Below are 14,738 nucleotides of genomic sequence, written 5' to 3' on the forward strand. Positions count from 1 at the left end.
CGACCGCCAGCCGGATGGAGATTCTTGATGGCCCGCCGTACCGACATCATGGACACGATCGTCAGCCTCGCCAAACGCCGCGGGCTCGTCTACCCGTCGAGCGAGATCTACGGAGGTCTGCGCGCGTCCTGGGACTACGGTCCCCTCGGTGTCGAGCTCAAGAACAACGTCAAGCGCGAGTGGTGGAAGTCCATGGTCCAGGGCCGCGACGACGTCGTCGGCCTCGACTCCTCGGTGATCCTCGCCCGCGAGGTGTGGGAGGCCAGCGGCCACGTCAGGGAGTTCGTCGACCCGCTGACCGAGTGCCAGTCCTGCCACAAGCGCTACCGCGCCGACCACCTCGAAGAGGCGTACGCCGAGAAGCACGGCGGCAAGGCCCCCGAGAACGGCCTGGCCGACCTGACCTGCCCGAGCTGCGGCACCAAGGGCGCCTTCACCGCTCCCCGCATGTTCAACGGCCTGCTCAAGACCTACCTCGGCGCCGTCGAGGACGAGTCCGGCCTGGCCTACCTCCGGCCCGAGACCGCGCAGGGCATCTTCATCAACTACCTCAACGTGCAGCAGTCGTCCCGCAAGAAGATCCCGTTCGGCATCGGCCAGATCGGCAAGTCGTTCCGCAACGAGATCACCCCGGGCAACTTCATCTTCCGCACCCGCGAGTTCGAGCAGATGGAGATGGAGTTCTTCGTCAAGCCGGGCAGCGACGAGGAATGGCACCAGTACTGGATCGACCAGCGCTTCCAGTGGTATGTCGACCTCGGCATCAACCGCGACAACCTCCGGCTGTACGAGCACCCGAAGGACAAGCTGTCGCACTACTCCAAGCGCACCGTCGACGTCGAGTACCGCTTCAACTTCACCGGCTCCGAGTGGGGTGAGCTGGAGGGGGTGGCCAACCGCACCGACTTCGACCTCACCACCCACGCGGCGGCCTCCGGCACCGACCTGTCGTTCTTCGAGCAGGACTCCGGCGAGCGCTACGTCCCGTACGTCATCGAGCCCGCGGCAGGCGTCGACCGCTGCACGCTGACCTTCATGATGGACGCGTACACCGTCGACGAGGCGCCCAACGCCAAGGGCGTCATGGAGCAGCGCACGGTCATGCGGCTCGACCACCGGCTCGCGCCGGTCAAGGCCGCCGTGCTGCCCCTGTCGCGCAACTCCGACCTGTCGCCCAAGGCCCGCGACCTCGCCGCCCAGCTCCGCCGCCGCTGGAACGTCGAGTTCGACGACGCGGGAGCGATCGGCCGCCGCTACCGCCGCCAGGACGAGATCGGCACGCCGTTCTGCATCACGGTCGACTTCGACACCCTTGAGGACCAGGCCGTGACGATCCGCGAGCGCGACTCCATGGCCCAGAAGCGCATCGCCCTCGACCAGGTGGACTCCTACCTGCGCCAGCACCTCAACGACTGAGTTCCGCTCCGGGCGGCGCCCGGTCCCACGACGGGGCCGGGCGCCGTCGGCGTTTCGGTCCGGCCTGTTCGCGCTGCGTCTCGTTCCGGCGGGTGATGCGCGTCGCCGTCTTCGGCGGGAGGCGCTCATCGCCGTCGGTTTCTCGGCGGGCGATGTGCACGCCGTGGCAACCGCCGGGCCACGGGATGGTCACCGCGCGGGTCGAGAATGGTCGCTCTCCATCCTTCGAACGTGGGGGGTTTCACGTGAGCGGCACCGGCCACACCGGATACGACTGGTTCTCGCGCGGCGACACGGGCTACTGCTTCACCTTCGTGCGCGACCTCACGCCGGAGGAGGCGCTGCGCCGCGTCGGAGTCGAACCGCTCACCGACGAGGACGACGAGGACGACCTGCTGGAGGGCCTCCTGGTGGCGGAGCCCTGCGAGGGCGGCGCGCTGCTGATCGAGGAGAACGGCTACGCCGCCACCATGGACCAGGTCCTGCGTCCCCTCTCGGCCGGCACGGTGGTGGTGAGCGTGTTCCGCAACGTGAACTTCGACCAGACCTTCGTGCTGTACGAGGGGGGCGAGGAGATCCTCAGCTTCGACCCCCAGTTCCCCGGCGACTCCCGATCGGGCAGCGAGCCCGACCGCCACCTGGTGGAGATGCGCGAGCTCGGCCTGGTCACCGCCGACGGCGAGGACGGCCCCAAGGCGGACGTCACCACGGCGCTCGTCCTCGCGGAAAGCCTCACCGGAGTGCGGGCCCCCGAGAACCCGCAGACCGGCAGGGGAGTGCGGGGCATCCTCCCCGACTACTGAGCCGGCGTCAGCGCGGTGCGCCGAGCGACGACGGGGCGATGTACACGTCGTCGGCCTTGACGAACGCGACCCGGTGCCCGAGCTGGATCTGGTAGTACAGCGTGCGGCCCCTGACCACCGTGTGGGTGTCCTGGTCGAAGGTCACCGCGTAGTAGTACTCGCCGCGCGTCGCCAGGCCGACGGCGTACCGCTGGCCCTGCGGGATCGAGTACTGCAGGGGGACGATCGCCTGCACGGGCACGCCCTTCGGGTACGCCTCGGGCTCCGGATAGGCCCTGCCGTACACCGGCACGGAGTCGCGGCCGGGCTTCGGCGTGACGACCAGGCCGGTGGCGTTGACCGCGGTGGGGTGGTCATGGGGGTTGCGGAACCACGCGACCTGGCCGAGGTACCAGATGGCCGTCCAGTCGCCCTTCCTGCCGGCGAGCGCGTACTGCTGGCCCGTGGTGGCCCTGGCGCCGTGGTCGGAGACGTCGTACGTCGAGTCCCCGCCGGGCCTGCGCCCGATGTCCTTCACCAGGGGCGCGTCCTCGCTCGGCTCGGTGTGCAGCCAGACCGACGCGGAACCGTGCGGCGGGCAGTCCACGCCGGGCCTGTCGCAGCCGGTGTAGCGCGGCTGGTGGTTCGCGTAGTCCGTCCTGATCGTCACCATGCCGCCGTGCGCGCCGCCCCTGGAGGTGAACGGATGGCGCATCAGCTCGAAGTAGTGGCCCCAGTCCCAGTACGGCCCCGGGTCGACGTGCATGGTGGCCACGTTGCCGGGGATCGTGCCGGGGACGTTGTCGTGGCCGAGGATGTGCGCGCGGTCCAGCGGGATGTCGTACCGCTTGGCGAGGTAGCGCACCAGCCGGGCCGAGCTGCGGTACATCGCCTCGGTGTACCAGGAGCCGGCCTTGGCCAGGAAGCCCTCGTGCTCGATGCCGATGGACTTGGCGTTGACGTACCAGTTGCCGGCGTGCCAGGCGACGTCCTTGGTCCTCACGTGCTGGGCGATGTGACCGTCGGCCGAGCGGATCGTGTAGTGCCAGCTCACGTACGTGGGATCGGCCACGAGCCTGAGGGTCTTGTCGTAGGTCTCCTCGGTGTCGTGCAGGACGATGTAGTCGATCCGCTGGTTGCGCGGCCGGTCGGACAGGTCGTGGTTGCCGTAGTCGCCCGGGGCGTCCCCCAGCTTCTGGTAGGGCGCCGGGAACCATTCGCAGGCGAGCCTCTTCGGGCACTCGACGGTCTTGCCCTCGGCCTCGCGCAGCCCCAGGCGGTCCACTTGCTCCATGCGCGGAGCGATCTCCGGTGAGGCGGGCAGCGAAACCTTCTGACCGTCGTCGGTGACCCTGCTCACGCCCTCCTTGAGGGTGGTGAACACCTCGTCGGCGAACTGCCGGGCGGTCTCGGCGTCCTGCGCCCCCGAGTACCGGGCCACCGCGCCGTACCAGTCGGCCGGATCGGAGCTCGCCGGGATCTTCAGGTCCTTCTGGTACTGGGCGAGCAGGGCCGCTCCGCCGAGCAGGTTGGCACTCGGTTCCCTGACCAGCTGTTCCGCCGGGAGCCCGGTGAGGCGGGCGGCCTCGTCGGCCGTCTGCGACCCCGCTTCGGGCTGCTGCGCGGGTTCGGACGCCTTGGGGAGCTTGGACGGGCGCGCGTCGTCGCCGCGCGGGTCCTCCGCGCCCTCGCTGTGATGGGGGACGGCCCCGGCGAGGGCCGTGCGCGCGTCCGTCAGGTGCATCGGACCGTACCCGGCCGTGACGCTGGGAAGGCCGTGGTTGGTGTCCCAGCGGGACTCCAGGTAGGACACGCCGAGCAGGACGTTCTCGGGCACGCCGTACGCGGCGGCGGCCGACCTGTAGGCCTCCTGGCGGGAGGGCGGGGCGGCGGACGGATCGGCGTGGGCCGGGGGAAGGGTGACGAGCAAGGTCGCCGCCATGGAGGCGGTGACCGCAAGCGTTCTGCGCATCTGCGACCCTTTCTCAGTCAGAGCGCGCGCTCCTTGCGGGCGTCGTGGTCCACGAGCGCGACGGCGCCGCCCAGGTCCCGTAAGGTCCGGGCCTGCCGCGCGAAGTGCCCGTCGACACATCGCGACTTCAGCGGGTCCGCGCGGAAGACAAAGCCCGGGATCACGACGGTCACCATACGGGATCTTGACCTCTGATCCCACTCTTGTAATACGGCGTGTCAAGGAGTATTGCCGGGCCTTGGGGGAGCCTCCCCGGTCTCGGGGGACCGCTTCCCGCCGTGTAAGGATGAAAGAACGACATGCGGGACTGGTGCGGATTCGCCCTCGCAGCGCTCGCGATCAGGTTCGCGATCGAAGTCCCCGCCAGGCGTGCGGAAGCGCCGTCCTGCACAGGGGGAAACGCATGGTGGAAGTCATCGGGGCCGGCATGGGCCGGACGGGAACGTACTCGCTCAAAGCGGCCCTGGAGCGTCTCGGCCGTGGGCCATGTCATCACATGTCCTCACTCGACGGCGATGTCGACCGGATCAGGGGATGGGAGGCGGCCGCACAGGGGGAACGGGTGGCCTGGGACGAGCTGCTGGAGGGATACCAGGCGACGGTCGACTGGCCCTCGTGCTACTTCTGGCAGGAACTGCTGGACGCCTACCAGGACGCAAAGGTGATCCTCACCGTGCGGGACACCGGCAGGTGGTACGCGAGCGTGCGTGACACGATCTACCGGTCCAGCCACCGGCAGCCGGGATGGCCCGGGATGCTGATGAGGCTGGAGGACGGGGCCTGCCGGGGGCTCAGGTGCCGCCGGCGGATGTGCGAGAGGGTCATCTGGGAAGGCACCTTCGGGGCCCGGTTCGGGGACCCTGAGTACGCGATGGGCGTCTTCGAGTGGCATACCGCCCACGTGCTGGCCGCGGTTCCCGCCGACCGGCTGCTGGTGTACGAGGTGTGCCAGGGGTGGGAGCCGCTGTGCGACTTCCTCCGGGTTCCCGTGCCGGACGAGCCGTTCCCCCACCTGAACGACACGGCGGCGTTCCAGAGCATGGCGGCCCGGCGTCGCAGGCGCGTCCTGACCCTGCGTCCCCCCGAGCCCGGCGGCGGCCAAACGGCGGTCCGGTGAACCGCCCGGTCCGGTGAGCGGGGGCGGTCGCGCGGCGGGTGCGGTGAGCGTGGGCGGTCATGTGCGGGTGTGGTGAGCGGGGGCGGTCTTGCGGCGGGTGCGGTGAGCGGGTGCGGTGAGCGGGGGCGGTCATGCGGGAGTGCGGTGAGCGGGGGATAGGCGCCCTGGTCGGCGCGCGGCGCGTTCCGCCGGCGACGGCGGACATGTACTACGCGCAGGGGTGGTGGCGACGGGAGTCGTTCGTCGACGACCTCCGCGACGCGGCGTCCGCGGTCCCCGGCCGCACGGCGTTCGTCAACTGGCGCGGGGACGAGGGGCGCGAGGTGACCGTGACCTTCGGCGAGCTGGCGGTGTACGTCGGCCGCCTGTCGGCGGGGCTCCGGAAGCTCGGGGTCCGCCCTGGGGACGCGGTCGCCTTCCAGCTTCCCAACTGGTGGGAGACCGCGGCGCTGACCCTCGCGTGCCTGGACGCCGGGGCGGTCGCCGTGCCGATGATGATGACCATGGGGCCGCGCGAGGTGGAGCGCATCCTCGCCGGAACGCAGGCGAGCGTGTGCGTCACCGTCGACCGCTGGAACGGCTCCGCCGGCCGGAAGGACGCCCCCGCCGGTCAAGGGGACGCGGCCTGCCGGGGTGACGTCGCCGCCGGTCGAGGGGACGCGGCCTGCCGGGGTGACGTCGCCGCCGGTCGAGGGGACGCTGCCTGTCGGGGGGACGGCTCCGCCGGCCGGGGGGAGGGTCTCTTCGACAGGCCGGACGGCCGTAGTCCCGCCCGCGTTCTGGCCGACCTCGGCGACCGCCTGCCATGGCTCCGTCACCGCGTGGTCATCGGCGACGCCCGTACCACCGGCGCGATCCCTTTCACCGACCTTCTCGGCCCCCTCCTCCCCGGCTCGGACGGGTCCTCCGGCACGGGGGCCGATCCCTCGGACGGCTCGGACGGGTCCTCCGGCACAGGGGCCGATCCCTCGGACGGCTCGGATGGATTGGACGGCTCGGGGACTCCGGCTCCGTCCGGCTCGCCGGGAGCACGTACGCCCTCAGCCGCGGCCGGCGACGGCACGTCCTTCGCCCGGAGCGACGAGGTGTCCCTCGTGCTGTTCACCTCCGGGACGACGGGCGAGGTCAAGGGCGTGCTGCACACGCCCAACACGCAGTACGCCTCCACCCGGGCGAGGCGGGGCGCGCTGCGCGACGTGCGCGATCCCAGGGTCGGCACCCCGGCCGATCTGACCCACTCGGTGGGGATGCGTACCAACGTGCTGACACCCCTGGTGGCGCGGTGCACATCCGTGTTCGCCGACACCCGCGACCCGGACATCTGGCTGGACCTCCTCGCGCGGCACCACGTCACCCATTTCCTCGGGGCGCCGGAGATGCTGGGCAACCTGGTCCGGGCGCAGCGGCGGCGGCGACGTCCCCTGCCCGGCCTGCGCCTGGTGACCAGCACCGGAGCTCCGCTGCCCGCCTCGTTCGTCGCACCGATCCGTGAACTGCTCTGCCCAGGGCTCGTCAACGGCTTCGGGATGACCGAGACGGGCGGGATCACCCTGACGGCCGCCGACGATCCGCCCGACTGGCCGGGCCAGAGCATCGGCCGCCCCACCCCGGGCCGCGAGGTCCGCCTCCTCCCCGACGCCCCCGACGCCCTCGATCCCTCAGGCTCCCCTGATCTCCCCGGCTCGGACGCCCTTTGCGCGTCCGGCCGCCCCGGCCCCTCCGGCGATCGGGAGGTCGGCGGCGCGGTGTTCCGGCTGTGGGTGCGCGGTTCATCGGTGTGCGTGGGGACCTTCGAGCTCGGCAGCCGGAGGCTCGTGTGGGCTCCGGACACCGCGGGCGGCTGGTACGACACCGGGGACCTCGTCGCGGAGGACGGACGCGGTGGCCTGCGCTACCTGTCCAGGGTCGCCGACCGCGTCGGCAGCCCGCACCCGATCCCGGTCCTGGAGGTCGAGGACGAACTGCTGGGGCACCCGGCCGTCGCCGACGTGGCCATCGTCGGGTGTCAGAACACCGTCGGTGAGGAGATGGTGTGCGCCGTCGTGGTTCCCGAAGGCACCCCGCCCACCCTCGACGGCCTGCGCGACCACCTCCTGCGGCGCGGCATGACCGAGTGGTACCTGCCCACCCACCTCGCCTGCGTCGACACCCTGCCACGCAACCCCCTGGGCAAGGTCCTCAAGAACGAACTCCGCGAACGCCTGCTCCGCGAGCCCCGCCCGTGACCCCGGCCTCACCGATCGGCTGACGCGCTCTCGGGAGTGCGGGCGTTTCGGAACGGCCACGCGTTGGGGCGGCACCGCTGGAGGGAGATCGTCTGCTGGACCATCACCGGGGCCCGCCTGCCGGGACCGGGGCAGAACTCGTGGCCGTGCCCGAGCGCGTGGCCCACCTCGTGGTTGATCACGTACTCCCGGTAGGACGCCAGGTCGCCGCGGTAGCCCGGGATGCCCTGACCCCACCGCTTCGCGTTGATGACCGCTTGCCTGCCGTTCCAGCAGGAAAGCTCGCCGTACGTGCTCATCGGCAGGCAGCGCGCGTTCGTCATCGCGGGGCTGGACAGGGCCACGCGGAACCGTACGGGCCCGTGATCGACACGCTTGAACCGCAGGCGGCCCCCGGACCCCCAGCTACGCGGGTCATTGAGGGTCCGGTGTACCGCGGCCGCGAACGCCTCCTTCTCGAAGGGAAGGCCCTTCTCGACCTCCACCATGTACCGGATCACCTTTCCGTGGCTCTTCTTCGGCGGCCGGGCGGTCCCCTGAACCACGGAGTAACGGCCTTTCGCGGCCTGCGGGACCCGTACCACGGGCGGCTGATCTCGCTCACCCGGGAGCTGTTTCCTCGGAGTGCCGGATTCGTCCTTGGAGTCCGGGTGTGACGTGTCTCCGGGCCCCGGTGTGGGCGACGGCTTGGACGCGGCGAGAGCCGGGTGCGTCGCCTGCGGGCGCCCGGCCGGATCCGACGAACCGTACGGGGTGCTCTGGGCGGACGACCCCTTCGCTCCGTCGAGTACGAGGACGCCTCCAACGATCATGACCGCGACTCCGGCGGCGCATGCGAGCAGAAGCGTGGAGGGCCTTTTGGGGCCGTGAATCTGAGGCGTTAGGTTGCGGGACATCGACGGCCAAGCCTATTACCGATCACCGCTCGACCCCTTACTCACCCCTGAGCCCAACGTCACGGCACCTGCCCCCACGCGCCGCGTCCACGGCCGGCGCCATGGGTGACGCGCCGGTCGTGCCGATGACTGTGAGTAACTATTCAGTGGCTTAGGGTGGCGGCAACTGGAGTTTCAAAGGATCTTCGCCGACTGCTTGTGGCAGATGTCCAGGCAGCGGCGGGAGCGAGGAGGAATCATGCGTAATGTCGGCACAACCCTGGCCGCCGTGGTGCTGGCCGGAGCCGGTCTGTTCGTCGCGTTCCCCGCGACAACGGCTCAGGCCGCATCGCCCAAGATGTCACCGGCGGCGGCGTGCACGCGAGCCACCGACGACGCGAGTGGCGTGATCTGCTTCCTGCGTTACTGCGACGCCTACTACTGCTACTACGACTGCTACATCACCGCGGACTCACGCAAGGCCGGCTCCAAGCCGACCAGCACGATCCGCGTCCCCAAGCCCCAGGGCACACCCGCTCCGACGATCACCCGCTGAGACCGTCCAGTCTCCAGCAGGACGGTCGCACCCGCGGAGCAACGGCTTCGGGCGGGGCGGGGGCGCGGCGACGCGCCTCCGCCCCCCGATGCTCGTACGGCCGGCCGAGCGCACCCCGCCGTGGTTCGGGCGCCTCAGCGCGTGGGTGGCATGGCTCGCCCCAGCGGACCGGACTCGTGGGCGTCGACCAGTTGCCTGGGAGCCGTGAGGCACCAGGCCTCGGTGACCAGCTCCAGAAGCTCATCTGGATCGATCTTCGCGAGATGGACCACGACCCAGCCGAACCGGCCCGCGGTGAACTGGGGCTCGAACACCTCCGGCCGCTCGGCCACCAGTGCGATCTGCTCGTCGATGGTCGCCTTGAGCCCCACGGTCTCGGTCTTCTCCCACAGGTAGCCGAAGCCCTTGCCGCGCACCTTCAGCGCGATCCAGTCGTCGCCGTCGCTCTGCTTCACCTCGGGAAGCTGGTCGAGCATCACCAGGAACTCATCGACAGTCACACCCATGGCCTACGTCTATCAAAGGACCCCGACATTTATCGACACACGTCCACAGGCGGAGGCCGGCACCCCGCCGGTGGAGGCCGCTTCTCGTCGCGTCGGTCGTGACGGAAGCGCGCCAGGGGTCAGCCCTTGCGGGGTTCGCCGCGGTAGGTGCCGAAGGACCACAGGTTGCCCTCGGGGTCGCGGACGGCGAACTCGCGGGATCCGTAGTCGGTCTCGCGCAGCCCGTGGACCACCTCCGCGCCGGCCCTGGTGGCGTGGGCGAACAGCCGGTCGGGATCGTCGGTGACGACGTACGCGCCGAAGGTGCCAGGGGACAGGGACCACGGGTCGTCCTCACCGGGCTCACGAACGGAGCCGAGCATGATCCCTCCGCCGAGCGGCCAGTCGAGCTGGGCGTGGTCGACGCGGTCGCCCTCGCCGTACACGACGGTCTCCTCGAAGCCGAACGCCTCGACGAGGAAGGCGATGAGCGTGCGGGCGTCGCGGGCGCGCAGGGTCGGCCAGACCTGGGGTCGCGGTATCTGAGTCATGCCATCTCCATGAAACGCGGCCCGGCGGCGGGCACCCCGCATGCCATCTCCATGACCGACTCCCTCCGGCCGGTGTCCCGGAACACGAATAACCCGGCACCCAGACCATTGTGCCGTCCCCGCCCGGTGCGGCGCACCAGGGCTGCGCGTACTTGACCTGGGGGAGAGGGTGCCACTACGGATGGCCTTCATGCATATCGAGAAGAGACTGGACGAACTGGGGCTCGTGCTGCCCGAGCCGATGCGGCTGCCGACGGGTGCCGAGCTGCCGTTCCCCTGGGTCAGGGTGCATGGCGACCGTGCTTTCGTATCCGGGCACGGGCCGCTGGCGGCGGACGGCTCGCTGGCCGAGCCGCTGGGCAAGGTCGGGGAGCGGCTCACCCGCGAGCAGGGCTACCAGGCGGCGCGGCTGACGGGTCTGGCCATCCTCGCGAGCCTCAAGCGGGAACTCGGCGACCTCGACCGGATCACCGGTTGGCTGAGGGTGTTCGGCATGGTCAACACCGCGCCCGGGTTCACCCACACGCCGGCGGTGATCAACGGATTCTCCGACCTGATCCTCCAACTCTGGGGTCCCGACCAGGGAAGACACGCCCGCTCCGCCGTCGGCCTGGCCGAGCTCCCGTACTCCATCCCCGTCGAGATCGAAGCCGAAGTGGCCATCACGTGAGGACGGCCGCGCACCGGGCCGGTCGCCTGTAGGTTCCGCCGAGACCTGGTGCGGCGGCGGACGCCTGCCCACCGGGCGGAGGAAAGGATTGCGGGCCGTCGTATTGTCCAAGGATGCTGGGCTTCATGCCGATCGAAGACGCGACCCCCGACGCCCTTCCCGAGATCGGGTCCGCTCCGGACATGCCCGCCCCAGGCCGACACGCCGCGGGCGGCTTCCCAGGCCGGGCACGCGACTTCCGAGATCGGATACATGGCTTCCCAGGCCGGGCACGCGACTTCCGAGATCGGATACACGGCTTCCCGGGCCAGGCGCACGGCTGCTCAGGCCGGGCGCACGTCGAGGGGCGCGCCTTCGGGCGAGGCTGATGCCGTCCCTCGACGTCGCGCAGTGGGCGGTGCTGCTGCTTTCGCTGGTCCTCGTAGGGTTCTCCAAGACCGGCGTCGCCGGCACCGGGACGGTGGCGGTCGCCCTGTTCGCGCTCGTGCTCCCGACGAGGAGCTCCACGGGCACGCTCCTGCCGCTCCTGCTCGTCGGCGACGTGGTGGCCGTGGCCTCCTACCGCCGCCACGCCGACTGGCCGAGGCTGCTCAGGCTCTTCCCGTGGGTGGCCGCCGGAGTGGTGGCCGGCGCCGTCGTCGTCCGCTGGGTCGACGACGCGCAGATGAGACGGCTCATCGGGGTGATCCTGCTGGTCATCATCGCCGTCCACTTCTGGAACCGGCGCAGAGGGGCCGAGGCGTCCCTGGCCCACCACCGGGCGGTGGCCGCCTTCGCGGGGGTCTTCTCCGGCTTCGCCACCATGACGGCCAACGCCGCGGGCCCGATCATGGCCCTGTACCTGCTCGCGGCGGGCATGCCGATGCTGGGATTCCTCGGGACCAGCGCGTGGTTCTTCCTGACGATCAACGCGTTCAAGGTGCCGTTCAGCGTCGGGCTCGGGCTCATCACCCCCGCCTCGCTGGCCTTCGCCGCCGTGACCGCCCCGGCCGTCCTCGTCGGCGCCGCGGCCGGTCGCGCGGTCATCGACCACATCAACAGGACGTGGTTCGAACGGGTGACACTGCTCCTCACCTTCGTCGCGGCGGTACGCCTGCTCCTATGACCCCTCCACGCTGTGGTCGCCCGGCGAATCCGACGCGGTGCGCCGGGGCTGTTGGACGGATCGACGGCGGGCAGGAAAGACTGGACAGGTACCACTCATTCGAGGAGGAACTCCCATGCAGACTCGCCGCATCGGCGATGTCCAGGTCAGCGCGATCGGGCTCGGCGGGATGCCGATGTCGATCGAGGGGCGCCCCGACGAGCGGCGTTCGGTCGCGACCATCCACGCCGCGCTGGACGCGGGCGTGACGCTGTTCGACACCGCCGACGCCTACCACCTGCACGCGGACGAGGTCGGCCACAACGAGTCCCTGATCGCCCGCGCCGTCGCCGGGTACGGCGGCGACACCTCCGACGTGCTGATCGCGACGAAGGGCGGCCACGTGCGCCCCGGCGACGGCTCCTGGAGGTTGGACGGTTCGCCCGAGCACCTCAAGCAGGCGTGCGACGCCTCGCTCAGGCGGCTCGGCGTCGAGGCCATCGGCCTCTACCAGTTCCACCGCCCGGACCCGAAGGTGCCGTACGCGGACTCGGTCGGGGCGATCCGCGACCTGCTCGACGCGGGCAAGATCCGCTTCGCGGGCATCTCGAACGCCGACCCCGCCCAGATCCGGCAGGCGAACGAGATCCTCGGCGGGCGTCTGGTGAGCGTGCAGAACGAGTTCTCCCCGGCCTTCCGCTCCAGCGAGCCGGAGCTGGAGCTCTGCACCGAGCTCGGCATCACCTTCCTGCCGTGGAGCCCGTTCGGCGGCATCGTCCGCTCGGGCGAGCTGGGCTCGCGCTTCGGCGCCTTCGAGGACGTGGCCAAGGAGCATGGAGCGAGCGCGCACCAGGTGTGCCTGGCGTGGATGCTCGCCAAGTCGCCGATCCTGATCCCGATCCCGGGCTCCTCGCGCCCCGAGACGATCCGCGACTCGGTCGGCGCGGTGGACCTGAAGCTCTCCCCCGAGGAAGTGGGCCGCCTCGACGCCGCCTGACGAGGGTCGCTCGCCGGTGCCCGACCTTGCCCGCCGGGCACCGGCCGACGCGTCAGCTCGTACAAGCCCCCTGGACGACCAAGGCTGAGATCATGCCGGTGGCGGGGGGTCCAGCGCGCCGCTGGCGAGCCCCATGGCGACGGACGCCGCCACCGTCAGGCCGGACCCGTGCACCTCGCGGAGCTCCGCCTCGAAGGCGAAGAGGTTCCTGAACGCCTTGCCGTAGCGGCGCTGCCCGGGAAGAGGGAGGCGCGGCACCTGGGCACGCCGTGGATCGAAGCGCGTCAGGCCCGACTGGGTGCCGCCCGTCGACAGCGACAGGGTGCGTACGAACCCCGCGAGAAAGTACGAGTCGATTCGGTCGGCGTCGGGCCTGAGAAGGGTGAGACGAGGGCCGAGCAGGAGACCGGCGTCCTCGATCACCTCGGCGGCGATCTCCCGGTCGCGCGTCGCCACGACCACGTCACCCGGCCGGATCACGACCCTGTCCTCGGGCCGCGTGCGCGTCACGACAGGTCCTCCGGTGAACAGGCGGCTCGCGTCGAGTACGAGCTCACCCGTGCCGTCGACGTCGTACCTGCCGGACTGGTGGATCGTCAGCGCTCCGGTCCGTTCCAGCTCCGAGAGCAGGACCATCGGCATCTCCCTGGCCTTACCGGGCAGCGCGTCGGGCACCAGCGTCGCGAGACGTTCGAGGCGGCGGACGAACTGCTCGCGGAAGGAGGGGTAGTCGCCTCCCGCCTCGTCCGCAACGCCCACGTGCCGTGCCGGAGTCACGTCGATGTCCTCGTCGATCAGATCGATGATCGGGACGGTGCGGATCTCACCCGGCACGTCCACCTCGCGGTCGGGATCATCCTGGAATGCCTGCCACCGCTCGGCGATCGCGTCGAAACCGGCGGGCCCGGCCTCGGCCATCAGCACGCGTGACGGCGTACGGCCGTCGCCCGCGGGCTTGCGAAGGACCCAGACGTGCACGGGAAGGCCGGTCCCCGACGCCATCTTCGGCGGGAGGCCGATCACGGCCTGGACGACGCCCCGGCGGAGCAGGTTGCTGCGGATGCGCCGCCCCGATCGGCGGTTGGCCGCGATGGCGGGCATCAGCAGGACCGCCACACCGCCGGGGTTCAGGTGGGCGAGCGCGTGCTGGACCCAGGCGAGCTCCGACTCCGACTTGGGCGGCAGGCCGTACTCCCAGCGCGGGTCGCTCGTCAGCTCGTCGTATCCCCAGTTGCGCTCGTTGAAGGGGGGATGGCACAGCACGGCGTCCACGGTCACGCCCGGCCAGGCGTCCTGACGGAGGGAGTCGCCGGCCCGCACCTCGCCCTCGACTCCGTCCAGCGAAAGGCGCGTCTGCGACAGCCGGGCGAGAGAGCCGTCGCACTCCTGCCCGTACGCGCGCTCCGCTCCACTCATCGCGAGGAGGATCCCCAGGCCGCAGGCGGGGTCCAGAATCGTGTGGACGCCCGGCCCGGCCAGCCTCACCATGAAGTCCGCCACTTCGGCGGGCGTCTCGACCAGGCGGCGGGAGTGGACCTCGGCGTAGCGGTCCAGCAGGAATCGGGTCGCTTCCGCGGTGCCGCGCTCCTGCGCGTACTCCTTGATGAGCTTCCACGCTGTCCGCGGCACCAGCCGGGGCCTGCCCTGGCCGCGCAGCAGCTCGGTGGCCTCGGCCGCCACCTCGCCGAGCCGGATCTCGTCGGTGGCCGTTCTGATCTGCTGCCAGACCCGCTCCCGCAAGGGCAGCTCCTCGACCTTCCCCTGGCCGAGCAGCCACGCCTCGACATCCTTGAGGGAGAAGGTCGGGCTGGTCGCCGTGCCGCCGACCGGCTCGGGAAAGTCCTCGTGCCGGCGCCGCCAGTTGCTCACCGCGGCGCGCCCGACCCCCGCCATGCGCGCGATGTCGGCCGACGTGACGGTCGCCTCGTCTCCGCTGATCGCCGGCCTCCAGCTCTCCTCGTCCAACGTGTTCCCACGTCAGCACATCCCATGTGGATGCCAACGTAGT

14 protein-coding genes are annotated in these 14,738 nt (G+C 70.9%); 8 read left to right on the forward strand and 6 right to left on the reverse strand.

What is annotated here, in order from left to right; translation table 11 throughout:
* Positions 1-27: 27 nt before the first annotated feature.
* Both AB0B89_RS01370 and AB0B89_RS01375 read left to right on the forward strand, forming a co-directional pair.
* The gene (locus tag AB0B89_RS01370; RefSeq protein ID WP_358546391.1) at positions 28-1,416 is read left to right on the forward strand and encodes a glycine--tRNA ligase; all 1,389 of its coding nucleotides are present in this window, start codon (positions 28-30) and stop codon (positions 1,414-1,416) included.
* 245 nt (positions 1,417-1,661) lie between these two features.
* Positions 1,662-2,219 (forward strand): DUF6461 domain-containing protein, encoded by a 558-nt coding sequence (locus AB0B89_RS01375; protein WP_358546393.1) that lies wholly within the window; start codon positions 1,662-1,664, stop codon positions 2,217-2,219.
* A gap of 7 nt (positions 2,220-2,226) precedes the next feature.
* Here the strand turns inward: AB0B89_RS01375 and AB0B89_RS01380 are convergent, their stop codons facing one another.
* Together AB0B89_RS01380 and AB0B89_RS01385 are read right to left on the reverse strand one after the other, a co-directional pair.
* Entirely contained in the window at positions 2,227-4,170 is a 1,944-nt protein-coding gene (locus AB0B89_RS01380) for an N-acetylmuramoyl-L-alanine amidase (RefSeq protein ID WP_358546396.1), read from the reverse strand.
* Between the two features lie 17 nt (positions 4,171-4,187).
* Complete coding sequence (locus AB0B89_RS01385) at positions 4,188-4,334, reverse strand: hypothetical protein (protein ID WP_358546398.1); 147 nt, start codon at positions 4,332-4,334, stop codon at positions 4,188-4,190.
* A 263-nt stretch (positions 4,335-4,597) separates the two neighbouring features.
* On the opposite strand from AB0B89_RS01385, the gene AB0B89_RS01390 reads away from it, so the two are divergent.
* Both AB0B89_RS01390 and AB0B89_RS01395 read left to right on the forward strand, forming a co-directional pair.
* Entirely contained in the window at positions 4,598-5,287 is a 690-nt protein-coding gene (locus AB0B89_RS01390; protein ID WP_358546522.1) for a sulfotransferase family protein, read from the forward strand.
* Between the two features lie 131 nt (positions 5,288-5,418).
* Positions 5,419-7,512, forward strand: coding sequence for an AMP-binding protein (locus AB0B89_RS01395; protein ID WP_358546401.1), 2,094 nt, complete (start codon positions 5,419-5,421; stop codon positions 7,510-7,512).
* A gap of 8 nt (positions 7,513-7,520) precedes the next feature.
* Here AB0B89_RS01395 and AB0B89_RS01400 read toward each other — a convergent pair whose 3' ends face one another.
* A complete protein-coding gene (locus tag AB0B89_RS01400; protein WP_358546404.1) occupies positions 7,521-8,324 on the reverse strand; it encodes a DUF3152 domain-containing protein in 804 nt (267 codons plus the stop codon).
* A gap of 322 nt (positions 8,325-8,646) precedes the next feature.
* Between AB0B89_RS01400 and AB0B89_RS01405 the strand changes: the two genes are divergently transcribed.
* The gene (locus AB0B89_RS01405) at positions 8,647-8,943 is read left to right on the forward strand and encodes a hypothetical protein (RefSeq protein ID WP_358546407.1); all 297 of its coding nucleotides are present in this window, start codon (positions 8,647-8,649) and stop codon (positions 8,941-8,943) included.
* A 134-nt stretch (positions 8,944-9,077) separates the two neighbouring features.
* On the opposite strand, the gene AB0B89_RS01410 is transcribed toward AB0B89_RS01405, so the two are convergent.
* Both AB0B89_RS01410 and AB0B89_RS01415 read right to left on the reverse strand, forming a co-directional pair.
* Entirely contained in the window at positions 9,078-9,449 is a 372-nt protein-coding gene (locus AB0B89_RS01410; RefSeq protein WP_358546410.1) for an MmcQ/YjbR family DNA-binding protein, read from the reverse strand.
* Positions 9,450-9,568: 119 nt separating this feature from the next.
* Complete coding sequence (locus tag AB0B89_RS01415; RefSeq protein ID WP_358546412.1) at positions 9,569-9,979, reverse strand: VOC family protein; 411 nt, start codon at positions 9,977-9,979, stop codon at positions 9,569-9,571.
* A gap of 181 nt (positions 9,980-10,160) precedes the next feature.
* Between AB0B89_RS01415 and AB0B89_RS01420 the strand changes: the two genes are divergently transcribed.
* The 3 genes from AB0B89_RS01420 (at position 10,161) to AB0B89_RS01430 (ending at position 12,730) form a co-directional block, all read left to right on the forward strand.
* On the forward strand, positions 10,161-10,649 hold the full coding sequence (locus AB0B89_RS01420) for a RidA family protein (RefSeq protein ID WP_358546415.1): 489 nt from the start codon (positions 10,161-10,163) through the stop codon (positions 10,647-10,649).
* A 367-nt stretch (positions 10,650-11,016) separates the two neighbouring features.
* Positions 11,017-11,754, forward strand: a complete 738-nt coding sequence (locus tag AB0B89_RS01425; protein ID WP_358546418.1) for a sulfite exporter TauE/SafE family protein — start codon at positions 11,017-11,019, stop codon at positions 11,752-11,754.
* A 115-nt stretch (positions 11,755-11,869) separates the two neighbouring features.
* Positions 11,870-12,730, forward strand: coding sequence for an aldo/keto reductase (locus AB0B89_RS01430; protein ID WP_358546421.1), 861 nt, complete (start codon positions 11,870-11,872; stop codon positions 12,728-12,730).
* A gap of 90 nt (positions 12,731-12,820) precedes the next feature.
* On the opposite strand, the gene AB0B89_RS01435 is transcribed toward AB0B89_RS01430, so the two are convergent.
* Positions 12,821-14,695, reverse strand: coding sequence for an N-6 DNA methylase (locus AB0B89_RS01435; protein WP_358546423.1), 1,875 nt, complete (start codon positions 14,693-14,695; stop codon positions 12,821-12,823).
* Positions 14,696-14,738 lie beyond the last annotated feature (43 nt).

Origin of the sequence: Sphaerisporangium sp. NPDC049002, from assembly GCF_040649355.1 — a bacterium.
Classification (GTDB): Bacteria; Actinomycetota; Actinomycetes; order Streptosporangiales; family Streptosporangiaceae; genus Sphaerisporangium.